General features: G+C 69.4%; 20 protein-coding genes. 7 read left to right on the forward strand and 13 right to left on the reverse strand.

The genetic code is table 11. The features are described from left to right. Positions 1–7: 7 nt before the first annotated feature. The 3 genes from nirD to V8Z80_RS00265 all read right to left on the reverse strand — a co-directional run bounded on the left by nirD (position 8) and on the right by V8Z80_RS00265 (position 4,114). Entirely contained in the window at positions 8–427 is a 420-nt protein-coding gene (nirD, locus tag V8Z80_RS00255; RefSeq protein WP_336060645.1) for a nitrite reductase small subunit NirD, read from the reverse strand. Beyond that, entirely contained in the window at positions 427–2,973 is a 2,547-nt protein-coding gene (nirB, locus tag V8Z80_RS00260; RefSeq protein ID WP_336060646.1) for a nitrite reductase large subunit NirB, read from the reverse strand. Before nirB ends, nirD begins: the two co-directional genes overlap by 1 nt. 307 nt (positions 2,974–3,280) lie before the next feature. Beyond that, a complete protein-coding gene (locus V8Z80_RS00265) occupies positions 3,281–4,114 on the reverse strand; it encodes a sulfite exporter TauE/SafE family protein (protein ID WP_155193796.1) in 834 nt (277 codons plus the stop codon). Between the two features lie 132 nt (positions 4,115–4,246). On the opposite strand from V8Z80_RS00265, the gene V8Z80_RS00270 reads away from it, so the two are divergent. Further along, positions 4,247–5,059: an AraC family transcriptional regulator gene (locus V8Z80_RS00270; protein ID WP_155193725.1), complete on the forward strand. Its 813-nt coding sequence runs from the start codon at positions 4,247–4,249 to the stop codon at positions 5,057–5,059. On the opposite strand, the gene epsC is transcribed toward V8Z80_RS00270, so the two are convergent. Continuing rightward, entirely contained in the window at positions 5,043–6,035 is a 993-nt protein-coding gene (gene epsC / locus V8Z80_RS00275; protein ID WP_155193727.1) for a serine O-acetyltransferase EpsC, read from the reverse strand. The two genes, V8Z80_RS00270 and epsC, sit on opposite strands and share 17 nt — an antisense overlap. A gap of 189 nt (positions 6,036–6,224) precedes the next feature. On the opposite strand from epsC, the gene V8Z80_RS00280 reads away from it, so the two are divergent. Continuing rightward, the gene (locus V8Z80_RS00280) at positions 6,225–7,139 is read left to right on the forward strand and encodes a DMT family transporter (RefSeq protein ID WP_336060647.1); all 915 of its coding nucleotides are present in this window, start codon (positions 6,225–6,227) and stop codon (positions 7,137–7,139) included. A 22-nt stretch (positions 7,140–7,161) separates the two neighbouring features. On the opposite strand, the gene V8Z80_RS00285 is transcribed toward V8Z80_RS00280, so the two are convergent. Continuing rightward, positions 7,162–8,283, reverse strand: coding sequence for a PQQ-dependent sugar dehydrogenase (locus V8Z80_RS00285; protein ID WP_336060648.1), 1,122 nt, complete (start codon positions 8,281–8,283; stop codon positions 7,162–7,164). Positions 8,284–8,505: 222 nt separating this feature from the next. Between V8Z80_RS00285 and V8Z80_RS00290 the strand changes: the two genes are divergently transcribed. Continuing rightward, positions 8,506–9,213: a glutathione S-transferase gene (locus tag V8Z80_RS00290; protein ID WP_155193732.1), complete on the forward strand. Its 708-nt coding sequence runs from the start codon at positions 8,506–8,508 to the stop codon at positions 9,211–9,213. Positions 9,214–9,249: 36 nt separating this feature from the next. Here V8Z80_RS00290 and V8Z80_RS00295 read toward each other — a convergent pair whose 3' ends face one another. The 8 genes from V8Z80_RS00295 to ubiA all read right to left on the reverse strand — a co-directional run bounded on the left by V8Z80_RS00295 (position 9,250) and on the right by ubiA (position 16,859). Next, the gene (locus V8Z80_RS00295; protein ID WP_336060827.1) at positions 9,250–9,951 is read right to left on the reverse strand and encodes an ABC transporter ATP-binding protein; all 702 of its coding nucleotides are present in this window, start codon (positions 9,949–9,951) and stop codon (positions 9,250–9,252) included. Then, complete coding sequence (livG, locus tag V8Z80_RS00300) at positions 9,951–10,718, reverse strand: high-affinity branched-chain amino acid ABC transporter ATP-binding protein LivG (RefSeq protein ID WP_155193735.1); 768 nt, start codon at positions 10,716–10,718, stop codon at positions 9,951–9,953. The genes V8Z80_RS00295 and livG overlap by 1 nt, the downstream gene beginning before the upstream one ends. Continuing rightward, complete coding sequence (locus V8Z80_RS00305; protein ID WP_155193737.1) at positions 10,715–11,944, reverse strand: high-affinity branched-chain amino acid ABC transporter permease LivM; 1,230 nt, start codon at positions 11,942–11,944, stop codon at positions 10,715–10,717. Before V8Z80_RS00305 ends, livG begins: the two co-directional genes overlap by 4 nt. Before the next feature lie 5 nt (positions 11,945–11,949). Further along, the gene (gene livH, locus V8Z80_RS00310; protein ID WP_155193739.1) at positions 11,950–12,876 is read right to left on the reverse strand and encodes a high-affinity branched-chain amino acid ABC transporter permease LivH; all 927 of its coding nucleotides are present in this window, start codon (positions 12,874–12,876) and stop codon (positions 11,950–11,952) included. 205 nt (positions 12,877–13,081) lie between these two features. After that, positions 13,082–14,197, reverse strand: coding sequence for a high-affinity branched-chain amino acid ABC transporter substrate-binding protein (locus V8Z80_RS00315; RefSeq protein ID WP_336060649.1), 1,116 nt, complete (start codon positions 14,195–14,197; stop codon positions 13,082–13,084). Positions 14,198–14,573: 376 nt separating this feature from the next. Then, positions 14,574–15,131 (reverse strand): VUT family protein, encoded by a 558-nt coding sequence (locus V8Z80_RS00320; protein ID WP_155193742.1) that lies wholly within the window; start codon positions 15,129–15,131, stop codon positions 14,574–14,576. Next, on the reverse strand, positions 15,128–15,961 hold the full coding sequence (gene proC, locus V8Z80_RS00325; RefSeq protein ID WP_155193744.1) for a pyrroline-5-carboxylate reductase: 834 nt from the start codon (positions 15,959–15,961) through the stop codon (positions 15,128–15,130). The genes V8Z80_RS00320 and proC overlap by 4 nt, the downstream gene beginning before the upstream one ends. 4 nt (positions 15,962–15,965) lie before the next feature. Continuing rightward, the gene (gene ubiA, locus V8Z80_RS00330; protein ID WP_155193746.1) at positions 15,966–16,859 is read right to left on the reverse strand and encodes a 4-hydroxybenzoate octaprenyltransferase; all 894 of its coding nucleotides are present in this window, start codon (positions 16,857–16,859) and stop codon (positions 15,966–15,968) included. 217 nt (positions 16,860–17,076) lie between these two features. Between ubiA and ugpB the strand changes: the two genes are divergently transcribed. From ugpB to V8Z80_RS00350, 4 genes are all read left to right on the forward strand, one after another. Next, the gene (gene ugpB / locus V8Z80_RS00335; protein WP_155193747.1) at positions 17,077–18,414 is read left to right on the forward strand and encodes a sn-glycerol-3-phosphate ABC transporter substrate-binding protein UgpB; all 1,338 of its coding nucleotides are present in this window, start codon (positions 17,077–17,079) and stop codon (positions 18,412–18,414) included. Between the two features lie 10 nt (positions 18,415–18,424). Continuing rightward, entirely contained in the window at positions 18,425–19,306 is an 882-nt protein-coding gene (ugpA, locus tag V8Z80_RS00340) for a sn-glycerol-3-phosphate ABC transporter permease UgpA (RefSeq protein ID WP_155193749.1), read from the forward strand. Between the two features lie 70 nt (positions 19,307–19,376). After that, positions 19,377–20,228 carry a sn-glycerol-3-phosphate ABC transporter permease UgpE gene (gene ugpE / locus V8Z80_RS00345; RefSeq protein WP_336060650.1) on the forward strand — a complete coding sequence of 284 codons (852 nt, stop codon included), beginning with the start codon at positions 19,377–19,379 and terminating at the stop codon, positions 20,226–20,228. A 5-nt stretch (positions 20,229–20,233) separates the two neighbouring features. Continuing rightward, complete coding sequence (locus V8Z80_RS00350) at positions 20,234–21,316, forward strand: sn-glycerol-3-phosphate import ATP-binding protein UgpC (protein ID WP_336060651.1); 1,083 nt, start codon at positions 20,234–20,236, stop codon at positions 21,314–21,316. The last annotated feature ends 543 nt before the right edge of the window (positions 21,317–21,859 follow it).

Raw genomic sequence — 21,859 nt, forward strand, 5'->3', positions numbered from 1 at the left:
TTCCTCCTTAGCCGGCCGCGGCGCTCCGGGCCTGGGCCGTTTCGGCCCGGGCCATCCCGGCCTGCGCCGTGGGGCGGACCGGGCCCAGCAGGACGGTGTCCTCATGCAGGCGCGCCGGCCAGACCGCCAGCCGCTGGTTCGGGTCTTCCAGGCATACGCCGTCGCGCAGCCGGAAGTGCTGCTTGTACAGGGGCGAAGCCACCACCAGCTCGCCGCCCAGCCGGCCGAGCAGGCCGCGGCCGATGACGTTGGCGCCCGAGAACGGGTCGCGGTTGGCGATGGCATGGACCGCTTGCGCCGCCTCCGGCAGGTAGAACAGCGCCACCTGTACGCCTTCGAGCAGCGCCACCACGCCCGAATGCGCCACCAGGTCGGCGCGGCGGCACACCGGCACCCAGCCGGCCTGGACGGGATGGTTGGGGGCCATCACAGCGCCTCCTCGGCCACGGCCGCCTCGGGGCGTGCCGCCGGCCTGGGCTGCCCGCGCTCGGGCACCATGCGGATATCCGGGTCGCCTCGCCCGTCGTTCACGAAGGTGCGGAACCGCTTGCGTTTCTCGGGATCGGCCAGCGCGTTGGCCCATTCGCATTCGTAGCGCGCCACCACCTGCTGCATCTGCGCCTCCAGTTCGGCGGCCAGGCCCAGGCTGTCCTCGATGACCACCTGCCTGAGGTAGTCCAGCCCCCCTTCGAGCGATTCGCGCCAGGCGGCCGTGCGCTGCAGCTTGTCGGCCGTGCGGATGTAGAACATCAGGAAGCGGTCGATATAGCGCAGCAGCGTGGCGTCGTCCAGGTCGGTGGCGAACAGTTCGGCATGGCGCGGGCGCATGCCGCCATTGCCGCACACGTACAGGTTCCAGCCCTTCTCGGTGGCGATCACGCCCACGTCCTTGCTCTGCGCCTCGGCGCATTCGCGCGTGCAGCCCGAGACCGCGAACTTGAGCTTGTGCGGCGCGCGCAGGCCCTTGTAGCGGTGCTCCAGGCGCAGCGCCATCTGCACGCTGTCCTGCACGCCGTAGCGGCACCAGGTGCTGCCCACGCAGGACTTGACCGTGCGGGTGGACTTGCCATAGGCATGGCCCGTCTCGAAGCCGGCCTCGATCAGCTCGCCCCAGATCAGCGGCAGCTCGTGCAGCTGGGCGCCGAACAGGTCGATGCGCTGCCCGCCGGTGATCTTGGTGTAAAGCTTGTATTTCTTGGCCACCGCCCCGATGGCCAGCAAGCCGTCGGGCGTGATTTCGCCGGCGGGGATGCGCGGCACCACCGAGTAGGTGCCGTCCTTCTGCATGTTGGCCATGAAGGTGTCGTTGGTGTCCTGCAGCGGCACCAGCGCCGGGTCCTGGATGGGCCGCGCCCAGCACGAGGCCAGGATGGAGGCCACGGTGGGCTTGCAGATGTCGCAGCCCACGGTGCCGCGTCCGTGGCGCGCCAGCAGCGTGCCGAAGTCCTCGATGCCCTGCACGCGCACGATGTCGTAGAGCTCGCGCCGGGTGTGCGCGAAGTGTTCGCACAGGCTTTTGTCCACCGCCACGCCGCGCTCGGCCAGCGCATGCTCGACCACCTGCTTGAGCAGCGCCGCGCAGCCGCCGCAGCCGGTGGCCGCCTTGGTGCAGGCCTTGACGGCGCCCAGGTCCGTACAGCCGCCGTCGATGGCCTGGGCGATGGCCGCCTTGCTGACGTTGTGGCACGAGCAGATGGTGGCGCCGGCCGGCAGCGCCTGCACGCCCAGCCTGGGGGCCGCGCCCGCCGCGGGCAGGATCAGCGAGGCCGGATCCCGCGGCGCCTCCAGGCCGTTCTGCACGTATTGCAGCAGCGTGTCGTAATAGCTGTTGTCGCCCACCAGCACGGCGCCCAGCACCCGCTTGCCGTCCTCGGAAACCACCAGCTTGCGGTAGCTTGCGCCCGCCTCGTCGATGTAGCGGTAGCTGCGCGCCCCGCGCGTGGCGCCGTGCGCATCGCCGATCGAGCCCACGTCCACGCCCAGCAGCTTGAGCTTGGTGGACAGGTCCGCGCCGGTGAACGGCTCGCCGGGCGCATCGCACAGCAGCGCGGCCACGCGCCGGGCCATCTGGTAGCCGGGCGCCACCAGGCCGAAGCAGCTGCCTTGCCAGCTGGCGCATTCGCCGATGGCGTGGATGTGCGGGTCGCTGCTGCGGCAATCGTCGTCCACCTGCACGCCGCCGCGCGGGCCGATGGCCAGGCCGCCGCTGCGCGCCAGGCTGTCCTGCGCGCGGATGCCGGCCGAGAACACCACCAGGTCCGTCTCCAGGTATTGGCCGTCGCTGAAATTCATGCGGTAGCGATAGTCCTGCCCGGCGGTGATCGACTGGGTGCTGCGCGACAGGTGCACGCCCACGCCCAGCGCCTGCACGCGGGCCTTGAGCGCCTCGCCGCCCAGTTCGTCCAGCTGCACCGGCATGAGCCGCGGCGCGAATTCGACCACCTCGGCCCGCAGGCCCAGCGACTTGAGGGCGTTGGCCGCCTCCAGGCCAAGCAATCCGCCGCCGACCACCACGCCGCGCCGCGCGCCGCGGGCCGCCTCGCGGATGCGGTCCAGGTCCTGCAAGGTGCGATAGACCAGCCGGGCGTTGCCCTGCGCCCCTTCGATGTTCGGCACGAAGGGATAGGAGCCGGTCGCCAGCACCAGCATGTCGTAGGGTTGGCTGCCCGAGCCGGTGTGCACGCGCTTGCGCTGGCGGTCGATTCCCAGCACCGTCTGCCCCAGGTGCAGCGTCAGGCCGTCGCGGCGGTACAGGTCCGGCTCGCCCAGCGCCAGCGAGCCGGCGTCGCGTCCGGCGAAGTATTCGGACAGGTGGACCCGGTCATAGGCCCGCTGCGGCTCTTCGCCGTAGACGTGGATGCGCCAGCGCGGCAAGGCGCCCAGCGCCAGCATCTGCTCGACGAAATGATGGCCGACCATGCCGTTGCCCACGACCACGAGGGTGCGCGCGGCGCCAAGGGTTGCATCGTTCATGGGTACTCCTTGCTCGGCAGCCCGCGGCCGGAAGCGGCCGCCGCTTGCCTGCGCGCGGCCCGGCGGCAAAACAAAAAAGCGCCACGAACCGCTGGGGTTCATGGCGCCTTTGCCGGTACTGCACGCATTGTCCTGGACCGCGCGCCTTGCGCGGCCTTCGGCCTCTCCTAAGCAAGTGCCGTGCCAGATGCGGCCGCCTCCCTGGCGCCCAGGCGCGCGGCCTGGCCCGGGCCCGGCGGCGCCCGATGCCCGCACCGCGCTGGTGCCCGTGCACCGGACCGCGCACCAGCGCAGGGAACGAGGCACGCTACTCGAAAAGCATGGCCAGCAGCACCCCGAACAGCAGCGCCACGTAGCCCCGCGTATGCAGGCGGTCGCTGATGCGCGCCAGCCAGGGCGCGCCCAGCCGCACGCCCAGCCATGCGCTGGCCGACAGCACGGCGAAGGCGGCCAGGTCGATGTAGCCCAGGTGCCAGGCGCCCAGCCCGTCCGCCTGCTGGCCCAGCGCCGCATAGCCCAGCGTGCCGACCACCGCCACCGGCAGGCTCAGGGGATTGGCGGCGGCCACGGCCTGTCGCATCGGCAGGCCGCGACGGCGCAGCAAGGGCACGGTCATGACGCTGCCGCCCACCCCGAGAAAGGTGGCCAGCGTGCCGATGACGGTACCGGCGGCGGCCTGCTGCGGATGGCGCAACGGCTGCGGCGCGGGCGCATCGGGGCGCAGCGTCATGAAGCCCTGGCGCAGCAGGCAATCGGCCAGGGTGGCCGCCACGTAGGCGGCGAAGGCCCAGCGCAGCACCTGGTCCGGCACCTGGGTGCCCGACAGCGCGCCCAGCGCCGCGCCCAGGGCCACATACCAGAACAGCGGGAACAGGTGCGCCCAGGGCACGTTGCCGGCGGCATGGTGGCGCCGCGTGGCCGCCGCGGCGTTGACGATCATCACGCAGGTGGAAGTGGCCACGGCGATCAGCATGGCGGAGTCGGCGGCGGGCGAGCCGGCGGCTGGCGATGCGCCTGTCTCGTGGAAGGCCTTCAGGCACCGGTACAGGACCGGCACGACGATGAAGCCGCCGCCAAAGCCGAACAACACCGCCGTCACGCCGCTCAGGCAGCCGAAGACCGCGAGCACCAGGTAAAGCATCATGATGGAACCGCCCTGAGGAAAAACAGACAGGGCTGCAGCGTAGGCCTGGCGCTGCTGGCCTGCTTGCGCGATACTGCCAAGCAATGATTCGTTTCGGCCAATCTTGCCCGGGCCGCATGCCCGTCCGCCATGCATAACGTCAGCGAAGCCGTCTTCGACGCGGTGGCGCGGCCGGTGGTCGCGGTCGCCCGCGACTATCCGCCCGACCACCAGCTGGATTGGCACAGCCATCGGCGCGCGCAACTGCTGTACGGCGCCACGGGACTGATGCAGGTCGATACGGCCCAGGGCAGCTGGACGGTGCCGCCCCAGCGCGCGGTCTGGATCCCGGCCGGCACGGCGCATGCGGTGCGCATGCTGGGCGTGCGCACCCGCAGCCTGTACATCGAGCCGCAGGCCTGCGCGGCGATGGCGCCGCGCTGCCGGGTCGTGGCCGTCACGCCGCTGGTGCGCGAACTGCTGCTGGCGGCCGTGGACCTGCCTGCCGAATACGACCAGGCCGGCCGCGACGGCCTGCTGATGGCCTTGCTGCTGGCCGAGCTGGCCGGCTTGCCGGACCTGCCGCTGCACCTGCCCTTGCCGGCCCATGCGGGATTGCGCCGGCTCTGCCGGGATTTCCTGGCCGCGCCCACGCTGGCCCAGACGCCCGAGCAATGGGCAGGCGCCTTGAACGTCAGCCTGCGCACCTTCGCGCGGCTGTTTCGCAAGGAAACGGGCCTGGGTTTCCAGGCCTGGCGACAGCGGGCCTGCGTGCTGGGCGCCCTGCCCCGCCTGGCGGCCGGGCAGCCGGTGACGGCCATCGCGCTGGACATGGGCTACGACAGCCCGGGCGCCTTCGGCGCGATGTTCCGCCGCCTGCTGGGCGCCTCGCCCGCCCGCTATGCGCGCGGCCAGGCGCCCGCCCTGGCGGACGGCGCGACACCGCTCAGCCCCTGGCGCTAGCCGGCGCCCCGGCGGCGGGCGTACCCGCGGCGGGCGCTCCCGCGGCCGAGCCCGGGCAATCGTTGACCAGGGTGGCCTGGGTGACGTTGCTCGAGGGCGGTACCGAATGCGTCAGCCACACGTTGCCGCCGATGACCGAGGCGCGCCCGATCGTGATGCGCCCCAGGATGGTGGCGCCGGCGTAGACCACCACGTCGTCCTCCAGGATGGGATGGCGCGGCAGGCCCTTCTTGAGCTCGCCGTTCTCGCTGGCCGGAAACCGCTTGGCGCCCAGCGTGACGGCCTGGTACAGGCGGACCCGCTCGCCGATGACCGTGGTCTCGCCGATGACCACGCCGGTGCCGTGGTCGATGAAGAAACTGGGGCCGATGGTGGCGCCCGGGTGGATGTCGATGCCGGTGTCGGCGTGTGCGATTTCGGCCACGATGCGCGCCACCAGCGGTGCGCCCAGCTTGTACAGCTCGTGGGCCAGCCTGTGGTGGATCACGGCGATCACGCCCGGATAGCACAGCAGCACCTCGTCCACGCTGCGCGCGGCCGGATCGCCCTGGTAGGCGGCGATGACATCCGTGTCCAGCACGCGCCGCACGCGCGGCAAGGACGCGGCAAAGCGGCGCACCAGCTCGTGGGCGCGTCCGGCGATGCCGGCCTTGCTTTCGGGATTGCCGCGCGCCCCGTAGCCCAGTTCCAGGCGCAGCTGGCGCGCCAGCCGGTTCAGCGCGTTGGACAGGGTCAGCTGCACATAGGCGTCTTCGTTTTCCTCGCGCAGGTCGGGCGGGCCCAGGCGCATGGGAAACAAGGCCCCGCACAGCAGCTCGACGATAGCGCGGATTTCTTCGACGGAGGGGAACTCGCGTTCGCCCGAGGAACGGACCCGGCCGCTCTGGCTGCGCCATTGCAGGCGCGCCTCGCGCAGGTCGGCGACGATGTCCGACAGGCCCAGGCCGGTCTCGGGAAGGGCGATGGATGGGTTCATGGACTGCTCCTACTTCATGGCAGCGTCAAAGCATTCCATATTACCGGCTTGCGCCGGCCCAATACCCCTGCGGCCCGGGCGGTTTTGGCCGCCCCGCCTGGGCGTTGCGCGATTCTGGTAGGCTAGCAGGCCCGCGCGGGCCGCGACCGGTTCCCCGCCGCGGCTTGCCGCCTGCCCCGACCCTGCACCATGCCCAGCCCCGCCCCCTTGTCCGACGCCCAGCGCGAAGCCGCCATCCCGGCAGGCATCGCCTGCATCATGGCCGGCATCTTCTTCCTGACCCTGAGCGACAGCCTGGCCAAGTGGCTGGGCCAGTTCTACGCGCCGATCCAGCTGCTGTTCATGCGCGGGGCGCTGGCGCTGCCCGTGGTCACCGTCCTGGTGCTGGCCTGGGGCGGCAGGCGCGCCCTGCGCACCCGCTATCTGGGCACCCACTTGCTGCGCGGGGCGGTCAACGTGGCTTCGGCCAGCTGTTTCTACCTGGGCCTGACCATGCTGCCGCTGGCCGAGACCACCGCCATCGCCTTCGCCGCGCCGCTGTGCGTCACGGCGCTGTCGGTGATCGCCTTCGGCGAGCGGGTCGATGCGCGGGCCTGGGCGGCGGTGCTGATCGGCTTTGTCGGGGTGCTCATCGTCGTGCGGCCGGGCATGGCGGGTTTCCAGCCCGCCGCCCTGCTGCCCTTGGCGACCGCGGTGGGCTACGCGGTGATGATGGTCAGCGCGCGCCGCATCGGCCCCGAGGAAGGCATGCTGACCACCATGTTCTACATCGCGCTGGGCCAGGTGCTGGTCAGCGCCGCGGCCCAGCCCTGGTTCTGGCAGCCGGTGCAAAGCCAGCATGCGCTGGGCATTGCCGGCATCGCCCTGTTCAGCACGCTGGGCCTGGGCCTGATCACCCAGGGCTTTCGCATCGCCCCGGCCTCGGTGGTGGCGCCCTTTGACTACACCGGCCTGATCTGGGCGGCGCTGATCGGCTGGCTGTTCTGGGACGAGGTGCCCGATGCCTGGGCGTATACCGGGGCGGCGCTGATCGTGGGCAGCGGCTTGTACATCGCGATGCGCCAGGGCTTGAAAAGGCGCGGCGCAAGCCGGCGCAGGGGGTAGGCGCCCCCCGCGCGCCCGCGCCCTAGGGGCTCACCCGCAACAGCTTGCCCTGGCGCGAATCCGTCAGCACATAGACCTGGCCATCGGGCGAGACCCGCACGTCGCGGATGCGTTCGCCGCGATCGCGCAGCAGGCGTTCCTCGCCGGCGACCTTGTCGCCGTCCAGCGTCAGGCGCAGCAGGCTCTGGTCCCTGAGCGCGCCCATGAACAGCGAGCCCTGCCATTGGGGATGGCGCTCGCTGGTATAGAACGCCATGCCGCTGAAGGCCGGCGACGGGGTCCAGACGTGGTGCGGCGGCTCGGTGCCTTCCACTTCCTGGCCCCGGGCCTCGGGAATGGGCGCGCCGCCGTAGTTCACGCCATGCGTGGCCAGCGGCCAGCCGTAGTTCCTGCCGGCCTGCACGATGTTCAGCTCATCGCCGCCTTGCGCGCCGTGCTCGTTCTGCCAGATCGCGCCGGTCTGGGGATGCACGGCCATGCCCTGCGCATTGCGGTGCCCATAGGACCAGATCTCGGGCCGCGCGCCCTGCCTGCCCACGAAAGGATTGTCCTGGGGCACGCTGCCGTCCGGGTTCAGGCGCACGGTCTTGCCCTGCAGCTTGTCCAGGTCCTGGGCGGTGGGCCGCTGGTTGTTGTCGCCCAGGGTGACGAACAGCATGCCGTCGCGGTCGAAGGCCAGGCGCGAGCCGTAGTGCTGGCCCGAAGAAAGCTTGGGCTCCTGGCGAAAGATCACCTCGAAGCCTTCCAGGCCGCTGTTGTCCTGGGCCAGCCGGCCCCGGCCCACCGCGGTGCCCGAGCCGCCGTCGCCGTCCTCGGCATAGGACAGGTACACCAGCCGGTCCTGGGCGAACTGCGGGGACAGCGCCACGTCCAGCAGGCCGCCTTGCGAGCGGGCCAGCACCTGCGGCGTGCCGGCCAGCGGCCCGGACAGCTTGCCGTCGGCCTGCCACAGCCGCAGCGCGCCGGTGCGCTCGGTGATGAGGATGCCCTGCCCGTCGGGCAGGAAGGCCATGCCCCAGGGGTGCTGCAGGCCGGTGGCCAGCTCCTGCACCTGCTGGGCCTGGGCCGCCGCGCCGGTCCAGGTCAGCGCCGCCCAGACGGCATAGGCGCCGGCGCGGCGCTTCCATTGCGTGGAAATGTTCATGCTTGTGACTCCCTGCGAGGGTTGTTGTGCAGCCATGGGAGCGGCAATCGGGCCCTGGGGTTCCCGGACGGCAGTCCGGCCCTGCCATGCCCGGGCCGCCTAGGCGCGCGACGGGCGGCCCCCGCACGGGCGGCCCGCCTTGGATACATCGGGTAAAGCGGCCGGGGCGCAAGGTGCGCTAAAACAGGCCAGGGACGACTCCATTCAGGCGGGGGCAGGCGCATGGCATACGACTTTTGGTACTGGGACGGCATTCCCGGACGCGGCGAATTCGTCAGGCTGGCGCTGGAGGCCGGCAAGATTCCCTATGTGGACCGCGCACGCGAGAGCGGCGGCGATTCGGCCAACCTGGTGGACGACATCCAGCGCCAGCGGGCCGACCCGCCCTTTGCGCCGCCCTACCTGGTGGCCGACGGCATGACCATCGGCCAGACCGCCAACATCCTGCTGTTCCTGGGTGAAAAGCACGGCCTGGCGCCGTCGGACCTGGCCGGCAGGCTGTGGATACACCAGGTCCAGCTGACCATCGCCGACATGGTGGCCGAGGCGCACGACGTGCACCACCCCATCGCGGCGGGCCGGTACTACGAGGAACAGAAAAAGGAGGCGGCCAAGCGGGCCGAGGATTTCCGCGCCGCGCGCATGCCCAAGTTCCTGGGCTATTTCGAAAGCGTGATCCGTCCCGACAGCGGCTGGCTCACCGAAGGGGACTGGACCTATGCCGACCTGTCGCTCTATCAGCTGGTGGCGGGCCTGAAATACGCCTTTCCCAAGCGCATGGCCCGCCTGTCGGGCAAGTATCCGAAGCTGATGCGCCTGCACGAGCGGGTCGCCGCGCTGCCCGCCTTGCAGGATTACTTCGGCAGCGAACGGTGCCTGCCCTTTGGCAACGGCATCTTCCGCCACTACCCCGAGCTGGACGCGGACTGAAGCGCGGCAGGCGCGCGCCTGCCGCGCACACGGCGCTTACGCCCCCAGGTAGGCGCGCCGCACGTCGGGGTTGGCCAGCAGGTTGGCGCCGGTATCGGCCATCACCACCCTGCCCGTCTCCAGCACGTAGCCGCGGTCGGCCACGCCCAGCGCCTTGTTGGCGTTCTGCTCGACCAGGAACACCGTCACGCCCTCGGCGCGGATGGTGCGGATGATCTCGAAGATCTGCGCGATGATCAGCGGAGCCAGGCCCAGCGTGGGCTCGTCCAGCAGCAGCAGCCTGGGCCGGGTCATGAGCGCGCGGCCGATGGCCAGCATCTGCTGCTCGCCGCCGGACATGGTGCCGGCGCGCTGGCCCGCGCGCTCCTTGAGCCGCGGGAACAGCCCGTAGACATGGTCCAGCCCGGCCTGCATGGCGTGCTTGTCCGAGAAGAAGCCGCCCATCATCAGGTTCTCGGTGACCGTCAGGTCGGGAAACACCCGCCGCCCCTCGGGCGAGATGGCGATGCCTCCGCGCATGATCTCGTGGGTGGGCTTGCCGGTGATGTCCTGGCCCAGGAAGCTGATGCGACCGCTGCTGGCGCGCGGGGTGCCGCACACGGTCATCAGCAGCGTGGTCTTGCCCGCGCCGTTGGCGCCGATCAGGGTGACGATCTCGCCTTCGTTGACCTGGACCGACACGTCGTGCAGGGCCTGGATGGCGCCGTAATGGGTATTGACGTTTTCTAGCTTGAGCATCATTGCTCCCCCAGGTAGGCCTTGATGACACGGGGGTCGTTGCGCACGGCCTGGGGCGTGCCGGTGGCGATGGGCTTGCCGTGCTCCATCACCAGGATGCGGTCGGAGATGCCCATGACCAGGCTCATGTCATGCTCGATCAGCAGCACGGCCACGCCGAACTCGCGCCGCAGCCGGTCGATCAGCGCCTGCAGGTCGCGCTTTTCCTGGGGGTTCAGGCCCGCGGCCGGCTCGTCCAGCATCAGCAGGCGCGGCTTGGTGATCATGCAGCGGGCGATCTCCAGGCGGCGCTGGTGTCCATAGGCCAGGTTGCCGGCCTCGCGGTTGGCGAACTCGCGCAGGCCCATGAAATCGAGCCATTGCGCGGCGCGGTCCAGCGCGTCGGCCTCGGACTGCCGATAGGACTTGAGCTTGAGCAGGCCCGGCAGCAGGCGGTTCTCGACCTGGGTGTGCTGGGCCACCAGCAGGTTCTCCAGCACGGTCAGCTGCTTGAACAGCCGCACGTTCTGGAAGGTGCGCACCAGCCCGTGCCGGGCCACCTTGTGGCTGGGCAGGCCGTGGATGGGCTTGCCATCCATCAGCACCAGTCCGGCGGTGGGCTTGTAGAAGCCGCCCACGCAGTTGAACACGGTGGTCTTGCCGGCCCCGTTGGGGCCGATGATGGCGAACACCTCGTCGCGCTTGACCTCGAACTCGACCGCATCGACGGCCAGCAGGCCGCCAAAGCGCATAGACAGGGCGGAAACCTCGAGCAGCGTGTCGCTCATTTGCGCAGCTCCACATGGGGACGTTTCATCGGCAGCAGGCCTTGCGGTCTCCACATCATCATCAACACCATCACCAGGCCGAACAGCAGCATGCGGTATTCGGCGAATTCGCGCGCCAGCTCGGGCAGCACCGTCAGCACGATGGCCGCCAGGATCACGCCCACCTGCGAGCCCATGCCGCCCAGCACCACGATGGCCAGGATCAGCGCCGATTCGATGAAGGTGAAGGATTCGGGATTGACCAGCCCCTGGCGCGCCGCGAAGAACGCGCCGCCGAAGCCGGCGAACATGGCGCCCAGCGTGAACGCCGAGAGCTTGATGCGGGTGGGATTCAGGCCCAGCGAGCGGCAGGCGATCTCGTCCTCGCGCAGCGCCTCCCAGGCGCGGCCCACCGGCATGCGGATCAGGCGCGTGGACACGAACAGCGTGATCAGCGCCAGCAGCAGCGCCATCAGGTACAGGTAGATGACCATGTGCTGGTTGCTGAAGGTCAGCCCCAGCATGTCGTGGAAGGTGGTGCCGCCCGGCTCGCTGGGCCGGCGCGCCATTTCCAGGCCCAGCACGGTGGGCTTGGGGATGCCCGAGATGCCGTCCGGGCCGCCGGTCCATTGGTTCAGGTTGATCAGCAGCAGGCGGATGATCTCGCCAAAGCCCAGCGTCACGATGGCCAGGTAGTCGCCGCGCAGGCGCAGCACCGGAAAGCCCAGCAGGAAGCCGAACAGCGCGGCCATGGCGCCGGACAGCGGCAGGGCCTGCCAGAAGCTCCAGTCGGCCCAGTGATACAGCAGCGCGTAGGTATAGGCGCCCACTGCGTAAAAGCCCACGAAGCCCAGGTCCAGCAGGCCGGCAAAGCCCACCACGATGTTCAGCCCCAGCCCCAGCATGACGTAGATCAGCACCAGCGTGGCGATGTCCACGTTGCTGCGGCCGCTGAAGAAGGGCCAGATCACCAGCCCGAGCAGCAGCAGGATCATCAGCGGCTTGCGCCCGCGCGTGGGCGAGGCCGGCAGGGTCGGCAGCCGCACGGCCGACAGGCCGCGCGCCAGCCAGGGGCGCACCAGCTGGAACACGAAGACCACGGCGCAGGCCAGGCCGATCATGTCCCAGCGCGGCTGCAGCTCGGTCATGGCGCCCACGCGCAGCAATTGCAGGCCGAAGATGGGCGCGACCAGCACGCCGGTCAGCACCGCGGCGATGAATGCGTTCTTGACAGTATTGGCCATCATGGGACTCAGACCTTCTCGACTTCGGGTTTGCCCAGCAGGCCGGTGGGGCGAAACAGCAGGATCAGCACCAGCAGGCTGAAGGCCACGATGTCCTTGTACTGCGAGGAGATGTAGGCCGCCGCGAAGGTCTCGGCCAGGCCCAGCAGCACGCCGCCGAGCATGGCGCCGGGGATGCTGCCGATGCCGCCCAGCACCGCCGCGGTAAAGGCCTTGATGCCGGCGATAAAGCCGATGAAGGGGTTGAGCTTGCCGATGGTGATGGCGATCAGCACCCCGCCCACGGCCGCCATGACCGCGCCCAGCACGAAGGTGAAGGAGATGACGCGGTTGGTGTCGATGCCAAGCAGGTTGGCCATGCGCATGTCCTGCGAGCAGGCCCGCGAGGCCCGGCCCATGCGCGAATACTTGATGAACAGCGTGAGCGCGATCATCAGCGCCACCGTCACCACGATGATGAGCACGCGCGAGTACGGCACCGTGACATGGAAGTCCGTGCCCATGTCGAACTGCATGGCGCCGGAGATCAGCGAGGGCACGGCCATGTCGCGCGCGCCCTGCCCCAGCGCGACCCAGTTCTGCAGGAAGATGGACATGCCGATGGCCGAGATCAGCGCCACCAGCCGCGGGCTGTTGCGTACCGGGCGGTAGGCCACGCGCTCGACGGAAAAGCCGTAGGCGCCGGTCACGGCCATGGCCACCACGATCATCGCGGCGATGACCAGCGGCAGCGGCAGGCCGCTTTGCGTGCCGATGGCCGTCAGCGTGACCAGGCCGACGTAGGCGCCGATCATGTAGATCTCGCCGTGGGCGAAGTTGATCATGCCGATGATGCCGTACACCATGGTGTAGCCGATGGCGATCAGCGCATAGATGGCGCCCAGCGACAGGCCGTTGAACAGCTGCTGGGTCAACTGGGGGATGAGGTCGGACATGGGCCGGGCTCCAAATGGAACCGGCTCCAGGATGGCTTGCCGCCGGCGCCGCCGAGCCGGGCGCGATCCCTTGCGGGATGGCCGGCATGCCGCGGCGGCAGCCTGGCGGCGCCTGCCCGCGGGGCGGCATGGGTGGCTATTTTCCGGAGCCGGAAACCAGGGAAATTCGGGGACGGCCCGTGCGCTGCACGGGCCGCGAGACAGGTTACAGCTGGGTCTTGTTGCCCGCCTTGTCCCACTTGTAGACAGCGAACTCGAAGTCCTTCAGGTCACCCTTGGCGTCGAATTCTACCTTGCCGATGGCCGTGTCGAAGCTGTTGGCGTGCAGGTAGTCGGCCACCTTCTCGGGATCCTCGCCGACGGCCTCGATGCCCGCGGCGATCAGTTGCACGGCCGCGTAGGCCGGCATCTGGAAGGCGCCGTCCGGATCGCGCTTGGCGTCGCGAAAGGCCTTGACGATGCCTTCGTTGCCGGGCAGCTTGGTGAAGTCGGCCGGCAGCGTGACCAGCAGCCCATCGATGGCCGGGCCGGCGATGGCCACCAGGTCCTGGTTGGCCGTGCCTTCCGGGCCCATGTATTGCACGTCCAGTCCCTGCTCGCGCGACTGGCGCAGCAGCAGGCCCAGCTCGGGGTGGTAGCCGCCGAAATACACCAGGTCCACGCCGGCGGACTTGAGCTTGGTGATCACCGCCGAGTAGTCGCTGTCGCCGACGTTGATGCCCTCGAAGATGGCCACGTCCACGCCTTCGTTCCTGAGCGAGTCGCGCACCTGGGTGGCCACGCCCGAGCCGTAGGTCTGCTTGTCGTGCAGGATGGCCACTTTGCCGGGCTTGAGCGTCTTGGCGATGTAGCCGGCGGCAAAGGGCCCCTGCTGGTCGTCGCGGCCGATGGTGCGGAAGAAGAAGTGCGGCTTGGTCGTGTCGGTCACCAGCGGCGAGGTGGCCCCCGGCGTGATGGCCACGATGCCTTCGGATTCGTAGACGTTCACGGCCGGCACGGTCACGCCCGAGCAGGCGTGCGCCACGGCGAACTTGGCGCCGGAGTTGACCACCCGGTTGGCGGCCGGCACGGCCTGCTTGGGCTCGCAGCCGTCGTCGATCAGGATGGGTTCGAGCTGCTTGCCCCTGACCCCGCCGCGCGCGTTCAGGGTTTCGATGGCAGTCAGCGCACCGGCCTGGATCTGGGTGCCGTACTGCGTATTGGGCCCTGTCATGGGTTGAGGGATGCCGATCTTGATGGTTTCGGCGGCATGGGCCGCGCCGGCCAGTGCCAGGGCACCGAGGGCGAAGGTCAGGGGCGACAGACGCTGCAGCAGGTTCATGCTTGGGATCTCCAGCAGAGGGAAAAGGACGTAGGGATCTTTGCCCCGGGGGTCGGTATGCATCTCGCGCCCGCAGCCTGCGCATCGGGATCGCCGTTGCGGGATGGGCACAAACAGGCGCGTATTCTGTAAGCGGATTGAAATAGTGTCACTGGGTGGATTCCCCAATACCTGCCGCTTTTGCAAAAAGCGTGCCATAGCCGTCGCGCCCCTGTGGCCGGGCCGCGCCGCGGGGCCAGGCACCAACCTGGCGCATCGGCGGCGCGAGCGGGCACCGCCGGCGTGCCGGGCGCCTGCCATCGGGGCATAAACAGGGACGGTTGGAGGCCGGGCGGCGGCGCAGGGCCGCCGGTACCGGCGTGGGGTGGGGCCTGCGCTAGCCGCGCGAGGCCGGCAGCGGCCGGCCGAGGTTCCACATCAAGGCCCGGAACGGCGCAAGCAGGCCGGCGTTGACCGCCAGCTTGACCAGCAGGTCGCCCGCCACCCAGGTGGGCCAGGGTGCGCCGGTGCCGCCGAAGGCCAGCGCGAAGAACAGCACGGTGTCCAGCGCGGCGGCGCATGCGCCCGAGATCAGCGGCGCGCGCCACCAGCGCCCGGCGCGCAGCCGGTCGAACACATGGATGTCCAGCATCTGCGCGCACAGGAAGGCGGTGCCCGAGGCCAGCGCGATGCGCGGGGTGGCCACGAACAGCGAGGCCAGCACGGCGATGGCAAAGCCCACCCAGGCCACCTTGCGCGCGGCCGCCGGCCCGTAGCGCCGGTTCAGCAGGTCGGTCACCAGAAAGGCCACCGGGTAGCTGAGCGCCCCCCACGTCAGCCAATCGTTGATGGGGAACTGCACCAGGTAATTGGAACCGGCCACCACCGCGGCCATGGCCGCCACGGCCAGCGCAAAGGCGCGCGGGCCCGGGACTTCGAAACGCGCCTGGCTCATCGCCCGGATTCCTCGCCCAGTTCGCGGCCGCGCTCGGCCGCGGCCCGCATGGCGCGCGCCACCGTCTCGCCCAGGCCGGCCTGCTCGAAAACCGCCAGGGCCGCGGCGGTGGTGCCGCCCTTGGAGGTCACGCGTTCGCGCAGCACCGCGGGCGTTTCCTCGGATTCGGCGGCCAGTCGCGTGGCGCCGGCCACGGTGGCCAGGGCCAGCTGGCGGGCCTGTTCGGCCGGCAGGCCCAGCGCCTGCCCGCCGGCGATCAGCGATTCGATGAACAGGAACACGTAGGCCGGACCGCTGCCCGAGAGCGCCGTGACCGCGTCCAGCGCGGCATCGTCCTGGACCCAGGCCACCTGGCCCACGGATTCGAGCATGGCCTGCACCAGCTGGCGGTCTTGCGCCGAGACCCCGGGCAAGGCGGCCAGGCCGGTGGCGCCGGCGCCCACCAGGGCTGGCGTGTTGGGCATGCAGCGCACCAGGCGGGTCCACGGCTGGCCGGGGCCGCCCAGCCAGCCGGCCAGGGTGTCGGCGCGGATGCCCGCGGCCACGCTCAGCACCAGCGTATCGGGCTGCAATAGCGCGCGCGTGGCGGCCACCGCCTCGCGCATGTTCTGCGGCTTGACGGCATAGATCCATACCGTGCAGCGCGACAGGGCCGGGTCGGGCCGGGCCGACACTTGCATGCCGCGCGCGCGCCAGGACGGGTGGGCGGCCTCGTTGATTTCCAGCACATGGATGTGTCCGGCCGGGCAGATCCGGCCGGCCAGTCCCTGGGCCAGCGCGGCGGCCATGTTGCCGCCGCCGATGAAGGCGATACGTGGAGAGGCTTGCATAGGGCTAGAAGAAGGTGGTCTGGACGAAGATGCCCGCAAAAACGGCAAAGCCGAACCAGGTATTGTGCAGGAAGGCGCGAAAGCACGCCTGGGGCTGCCGGTCGCGGATCCACCACAGGTGGCGCAGCGCGATGGCGCCGGCCGCCGCCAGCCCCAGCGCATGGGGCCAGCCGTAGCCCAGCAGCGCGCCCGCCCAGCCCAGCAGCGCCAGCGTGCCGGCATAGCACAGCGCCACCATGGCCACGTCCCAGCGGCCGAAGGTGATGGCCGAGGTCTTGAGCCCGAGCTTGAGGTCGTCGGGCCGGTCCACCATGGCGTATTCGGTGTCGTAGGCGATCGCCCACAGCACGTTGGCCGCCAGCATGACCCAGCCGGCCGCCGGAATCTGCCCTTGCAGCGCGGCAAAGCCCATGGGGATGCCAAAGCCGAAGGCGATGCCCAGGTAGGCTTGCGGGATGGCGAAAAAGCGCTTCATCAGCGGATACGAGGCGGCCAGGAAGGCGCCCACGAAGGCCAGCTTGATGGTCAGCGCGTTCAGGGGCAGCACCAGCAGGAAGGACACCAGCGCCAGCGCGGCGGCCACGGCCAGCGCCTCGCCGGGGCGGATCTGGCCGGTGGTCAGCACGCGCGCCCGGGTGCGCGCCACGTGCAGGTCGACGTCGCGGTCGAAATAGTCGTTGATGGCGCAGCCGGCCGAGCGCATCAGCGCCGTGCCCGCCACGAAGATCGCCACCACCCACCAGGTGGGGCTGCCCTGCCCGGCCGCCCACATGGCCCACAGCGTGGGCCAGAGCAGCAGCAGGATGCCGATGGGCTTGTCGGCCCGGACCAGGCGCAGATACAGTTGCAGGCGTTGTCGCCAGCAAACGGGAGGCTGAGCGGGGGAAGTGCTGTTCATGGGCGCCAAGCATAACAGCGGCCGCGCCTGCCCCGCCTGCGCCGGCCCAGGCTGCCGCCGCTGCGCGGGCCAGCGTGCTGCCATTATTTGACAGGCGGGCGCGGCGATGCGACAGTCAGTCGTCACAGGGCAGTCACAAACAAGACATAAGCTCCATCGCTTGGCCTCGCGCCATCCCCGGCGCGTGCCCGAGTTTCAGAGAGACCACGGAGGAATCATGCGCACCCTTCCCCGCATCGCCGGCCCGGCCGCCGCGTTGCTTTTTGCCTTGGCCGGCTCCCAGGCTGCGGCCGCACAGGCGGCGGCCGAGGCGGCAACCCAGATCCAGTTCTGGCATTCGATGGAAGGCGCGCTGGGCGAGCGCGTCAACGAACTGGCGGCCGAGTTCAACAAGCGCCAGTCCAGCTACCGGGTCGTGCCCGTCTACAAGGGCAACTACGGCGAATCCATGAACGCCGGCATTGCCGCCTTTCGCGCCGGCAACGCGCCGGACATCCTGCAGGTCTTCGAGGTCGGCACCGCCACCATGATGTACGCCAAGGGCGCCATCAAGCCGGTGCAGCAGATGTCCGAGGAAGTGGGCGATCCCATCGACCCGTCGATCTTCATCGGCGCGGTGGCGGGCTATTACTCCTCGCCCGAGGGCAAGCTCGTCTCCATGCCCTTTAACAGCTCCACCCCGGTGTTCTACTACAACAAGGACGCCTTCAAGCAGGCCGGGCTGGATCCGGAAAAACCGCCCAAGACCTGGGAGGAAGTGGCCGAGGCCGGCCGCAAGCTGCGCCAGGCCGGGCTCGAGTGCGGCTACACCACCGGCTGGCCCTCCTGGGTGCAGCTCGAGACCTTCTCGGCCTGGCACAACGTGCCCTATGCGACCCGCGCCAACGGCTTCGAGGGCCTGGACGCGCGCCTGGCGATCAACAGCGAGCTGCATGTGCGCCACCTGTCGACGCTGGCCGAACTCGCCAAGGAAGGCGTGTTCACCTATGGCGGGCGCGGCGACGAGCCCAACGGGCTGTTCGTCTCGGGTCGCTGCGGCATGTTCACCGGCTCGAGCGGCAGCCGCGCCAACTTCCTGAAGAACGCCAAGTTCGAGTTCGGCATCTCCACCCTGCCCTATTACGGCGACGTGCAGGGCGCGCCGCAGAACACCATCATTGGCGGCGCCTCGCTGTGGGTCTTTGCCGACAAGTCGCCCGAGGTCTACAAGGGCGTGACGCAGTTCTTCAAGTTCCTGGCCAGCCCCGAGATCGCCGCCAAGTGGCACCAGCAGACCGGCTACGTGCCCGTCACCAAGGCCGCCTACGAGGCGACCCGCAAGTCGGGCTACTACGAGCAGAATCCCGGCACCGACGTGGCCGTGCAGCAGCTGGACGTGGAGACCACCGCCCAGTCGCGCGGCATCCGCCTGGGCTACCTGCCGCAGATCCGCGAGATCGAGGAAGCCGAGATGGAGCGCATCTTCTCGGGCAAGGTGCAGGCCAAGGCGGGCCTGGAGAACGTCGTCAACCGCGGCAACGAACTGCTCGAGCGTTTCGAGAAGAGCGCGCGCTAGGCATCCTGCCATGGAAAAACGGGTGGTCTTCGGGCACAAGACCCTGCCTTACCTGCTGCTGCTTCCGCAACTGGCCGTGACGGTGGTGTTCTTTTTCCTGCCGGCCGGCCAGGCCCTGTGGCAGTCCTTCAGGCTCGAAGACGTCTTTGGCCTGTCCTCGCAATTCGTGGGGCTGGCCAACTTCCAGGACCTGTTCCGCAACCAGGACTACCTGGATTCCTTTCGCGTCACCGCGGTGTTCTCAGTGCTGGTGGCCTTCTGCGGCCTGGCCGTCTCGCTGCTGCTGGCGGTCATGGCCGATCGCGTGGTGCGCGGCGCCGGCCTGTACAAGACGCTGCTGATCTGGCCCTACGCCGTGGCCCCGGCCGTGGTGGGCGTGCTTTGGCTGTTTCTTTTCTCGCCCTCGGTGGGGGTGCTGGCCGTGGCCCTGCGCGAGGCCGGCTACGCCTGGAACCCGCGGCTCAACGGCAACCAGGCCATGGCCCTGGTGATCATCGCCGCGGTCTGGAAGCAGATCTCGTACAACTTCCTGTTCTTCCTGGCCGGCCTGCAATCGATCCCCCGCTCGCTGATCGAGGCGGCCGCCATCGACGGCGCCGGCCCGGCGCGGCGCTTCTGGACCATCGTCTTTCCCCTGCTCTCGCCCACCACCTTCTTCCTGCTGGTGGTCAACGTCATCTACGCCTTCTTCGACACCTTCGCGGTCATCGACACCACCACCCAGGGCGGGCCCGGCACCTCCACCGCCATACTGGTCTACAAGGTCTACAGCGACGGCTTTCGCGGCCTGAACCTGGGCAGCTCGGCGGCGCAGTCGGTCATCCTGATGCTGGTCGTGATCGCGCTGACCGTGGCGCAGTTCCGCTACATCGACCGCAAGGTCAACTACTAGATTCCCGACCAGGAGCCACGCCCATGCCCCGCGCCGCCCCGCCCGCCCAGGCCGTCCCGGAGACGGCGCCATGGTAGAGCGCCGCCCCTGGCTGGACGTGCTGGCCCACGCGGTGCTGCTGCTGGGCCTGCTCCTGGTGGCCTTCCCGCTCTACGTCACTTTCGTGGCCTCCACCCAGACCGCCCAGGAGGTCGCGGCCGCGCCGATGTCGCTGCTGCCGGGCTCGCACTTCGTCGATAACTACACGCGCGCGCTGTTCGCCGGGGCGGGCGGCGGGGGCTATGCGCCGCCGGTGGGCCGGATGATGTGGGTCAGCCTGGTGATGGCCCTGGGCATCGCGCTGGGCAAGATCGCGATCTCGCTGCTGTCGGCCTTCGCGGTGGTGTATTTCCGTTTTCCGCTGCGCATGTTCTTTTTCTGGATGATCTTCGTGACGCTGATGCTGCCGGTCGAGGTGCGCATCGCGCCCACCTACAAGGTGGTGGCCGACCTGGGACTGCTCAACAGCTACGCCGGCCTGACCCTGCCGCTGATCGCCTCGGCCACGGCCACCTTCCTGTTCCGCCAGTTCTTCATGACGGTGCCGGACGAGCTGGTCGAGGCCGCCCGCATCGACGGCGCCGGCCCCATGCGCTTTTTCAAGGACATCCTGCTGCCGCTGTCGCGCACCAGCATCGCCGCCCTGTTCGTGATCCAGTTCATCTACGGCTGGAACCAGTACCTGTGGCCGCTGCTGGTCACCACGCAGGAGGACATGTATCCCGTGGTGATCGGCATCCGCCGCATGATCAGCGGCGGCGACAGCGTCACCGAATGGAACATCGTCATGGCCACGGCCATCCTGGCCATGCTGCCGCCGGGCCTGGTCGTGGTGCTGATGCAGAAATGGTTCGTCAAGGGCCTGGTAGACAGCGAGAAATAGCAACGATGGCGACACTGAGCCTGAGCAAGGTCACCAAGACTTATCCCGGCGGCGCGGCCGTCATCCACGGCGTGGACCTGGAGGCGGCCGACGGCGAGTTCATCGTCATCGTCGGACCCAGCGGCTGCGGCAAGTCCACGCTGCTGCGCATGGTGGCCGGGCTAGAGAGCGTGACCGGCGGCCAGATCCTGATCGACGGGCGCGAGGTCAACCAGCTCGAGCCCGCCGAGCGCGACATCGCCATGGTGTTCCAGAACTACGCGCTCTATCCGCACATGTCGGTGTTCGACAACATGGCCTATGGGCTGAAGATCCGCAAGCAGGGCAAGGAGGAAATCCGGCGCCGGGTGCAGGCGGCCGCCCGCATCCTGGAGCTCGAGGCGCTGCTGGAGCGGCGGCCGCGCCAGCTCTCGGGCGGCCAGCGCCAGCGCGTGGCCATGGGCCGGGCCATCGTGCGCGAGCCCAAGGTCTTCCTGTTCGACGAGCCCTTGTCCAACCTGGATGCCAAGCTGCGCGTGCAAATGCGCCTGGAGATCCAGAAGCTGCACCGCACGCTGCGCACCACCAGCCTGTACGTCACCCACGACCAGGTCGAGGCCATGACGCTGGCCCAGCGCATGGTCGTCATGAACAAGGGCCTGGCCGAGCAGATCGGCACGCCCATCGAGGTTTTCGAAAAACCCGCCACCACCTTCGTGGCCGGGTTCATCGGCTCGCCGCCCATGAACCTGCTCACCGTGCACGCCGGCCTGGAGGGTGCCTTGCGCACCGAGGACGGCCAGCCGGTGGACATCCCCTCGGCCCAGGTGCCGCCCGAGGTGCGGGGCCGCAAGGTGATCCTGGGCATGCGGCCGGAACACATGCTGCTCAATGCGCCGGGCTGCAAACTCAAGGTCGAGATGGTCGAGACACTGGGCGCCGAACAGCTGGTGCATGGCCACCTGGGCGAGCACGCGGTGGTGGTGCGCTGCGCCACCCGGGTGGCCGGCCACGGGGCCGTGCAGGTGGGGGATGTGGTGTCGGCGGGGCCGGATGGGCGGCATGCCCTGCATTGGTTCGAGGTGTCGGGGCGTAGGGTTGAGGCTTGAACATGGCCGCTTGGACACGTCGTACGTTCGTTTGAACACGTGACATGTCCGTTTGAACACGTCACATGTCCGTTTGAACACGTCCGCCGAGGCCGGGCGGGGCGTCGGGCGATGCCGTCGCCGTGCGGCGCGGTTGCGCCGCGCCCGGCGCCAGAAATCGCCCGCCACCCCGCCCGGCCTCGACGGACTGCGGAGTCTGGGCTTGGTCCGGTGCTGGGGGCGGAGTCGTTCTTGCCTGCTTGCCCCACACCACTTGAAAGAGAAAGATCTTGCGGGGCCGCTCAAGCGGGGCGCGCAGGCGCCCCTTCTTTCGCATTCGACCGCCACTTTTGAGAGGTAGGGGCGGCGGGGCAAGTTGGAAGACTTCAGGGGCGTGGCAGTTGTGAGGGGCGTGGCGGGGTGGCAGGACGCGGCCCCGAACGACGCCACGCCATACGGGTCTCTCGCCCCTGAAATCTTCGGCCCTGCAAAGTCTTTCTCTCTCACCCCGGCGGGGAGAAGGATGCAAGAACGGCCAAGCCCCCCGGCGGTAGGACAATCAAC

Source organism: Orrella sp. JC864 (genome assembly GCF_037026685.1).
In the GTDB taxonomy this organism is placed as follows: domain Bacteria; phylum Pseudomonadota; class Gammaproteobacteria; order Burkholderiales; family Burkholderiaceae_B; genus Orrella.

Bases quoted from the DNA above. Each gene is read 5' to 3' on its own strand.
- nirB (WP_336060646.1), bottom strand. From the start codon at position 2,973: ATGAACGATGCAACCCTTGGCGCCGCGCGCACCCTCGTGGTCGTGGGC.
- V8Z80_RS00265 (WP_155193796.1), bottom strand. From the start codon at position 4,114: ATGCTTTACCTGGTGCTCGCGGTCTTCGGCTGCCTGAGCGGCGTGACG.
- V8Z80_RS00350 (WP_336060651.1), top strand. From the start codon at position 20,234: ATGGCGACACTGAGCCTGAGCAAGGTCACCAAGACTTATCCCGGCGGC.
- V8Z80_RS00280 (WP_336060647.1), top strand. From the start codon at position 6,225: ATGCCCAGCCCCGCCCCCTTGTCCGACGCCCAGCGCGAAGCCGCCATC.
- livH (WP_155193739.1), bottom strand. From the start codon at position 12,876: ATGTCCGACCTCATCCCCCAGTTGACCCAGCAGCTGTTCAACGGCCTG.
- V8Z80_RS00315 (WP_336060649.1), bottom strand. From the start codon at position 14,197: ATGAACCTGCTGCAGCGTCTGTCGCCCCTGACCTTCGCCCTCGGTGCC.
- V8Z80_RS00305 (WP_155193737.1), bottom strand. From the start codon at position 11,944: ATGATGGCCAATACTGTCAAGAACGCATTCATCGCCGCGGTGCTGACC.
- V8Z80_RS00270 (WP_155193725.1), top strand. From the start codon at position 4,247: ATGCATAACGTCAGCGAAGCCGTCTTCGACGCGGTGGCGCGGCCGGTG.
- nirD (WP_336060645.1), bottom strand. From the start codon at position 427: ATGGCCCCCAACCATCCCGTCCAGGCCGGCTGGGTGCCGGTGTGCCGC.
- V8Z80_RS00290 (WP_155193732.1), top strand. From the start codon at position 8,506: ATGGCATACGACTTTTGGTACTGGGACGGCATTCCCGGACGCGGCGAA.
- epsC (WP_155193727.1), bottom strand. From the start codon at position 6,035: ATGAACCCATCCATCGCCCTTCCCGAGACCGGCCTGGGCCTGTCGGAC.
- ugpB (WP_155193747.1), top strand. From the start codon at position 17,077: ATGCGCACCCTTCCCCGCATCGCCGGCCCGGCCGCCGCGTTGCTTTTT.
- ubiA (WP_155193746.1), bottom strand. From the start codon at position 16,859: ATGAACAGCACTTCCCCCGCTCAGCCTCCCGTTTGCTGGCGACAACGC.
- V8Z80_RS00320 (WP_155193742.1), bottom strand. From the start codon at position 15,131: ATGAGCCAGGCGCGTTTCGAAGTCCCGGGCCCGCGCGCCTTTGCGCTG.
- ugpA (WP_155193749.1), top strand. From the start codon at position 18,425: ATGGAAAAACGGGTGGTCTTCGGGCACAAGACCCTGCCTTACCTGCTG.
- V8Z80_RS00285 (WP_336060648.1), bottom strand. From the start codon at position 8,283: ATGAACATTTCCACGCAATGGAAGCGCCGCGCCGGCGCCTATGCCGTC.
- livG (WP_155193735.1), bottom strand. From the start codon at position 10,718: ATGAGCGACACGCTGCTCGAGGTTTCCGCCCTGTCTATGCGCTTTGGC.
- ugpE (WP_336060650.1), top strand. From the start codon at position 19,377: ATGGTAGAGCGCCGCCCCTGGCTGGACGTGCTGGCCCACGCGGTGCTG.
- V8Z80_RS00295 (WP_336060827.1), bottom strand. From the start codon at position 9,951: ATGCTCAAGCTAGAAAACGTCAATACCCATTACGGCGCCATCCAGGCC.
- proC (WP_155193744.1), bottom strand. From the start codon at position 15,961: ATGCAAGCCTCTCCACGTATCGCCTTCATCGGCGGCGGCAACATGGCC.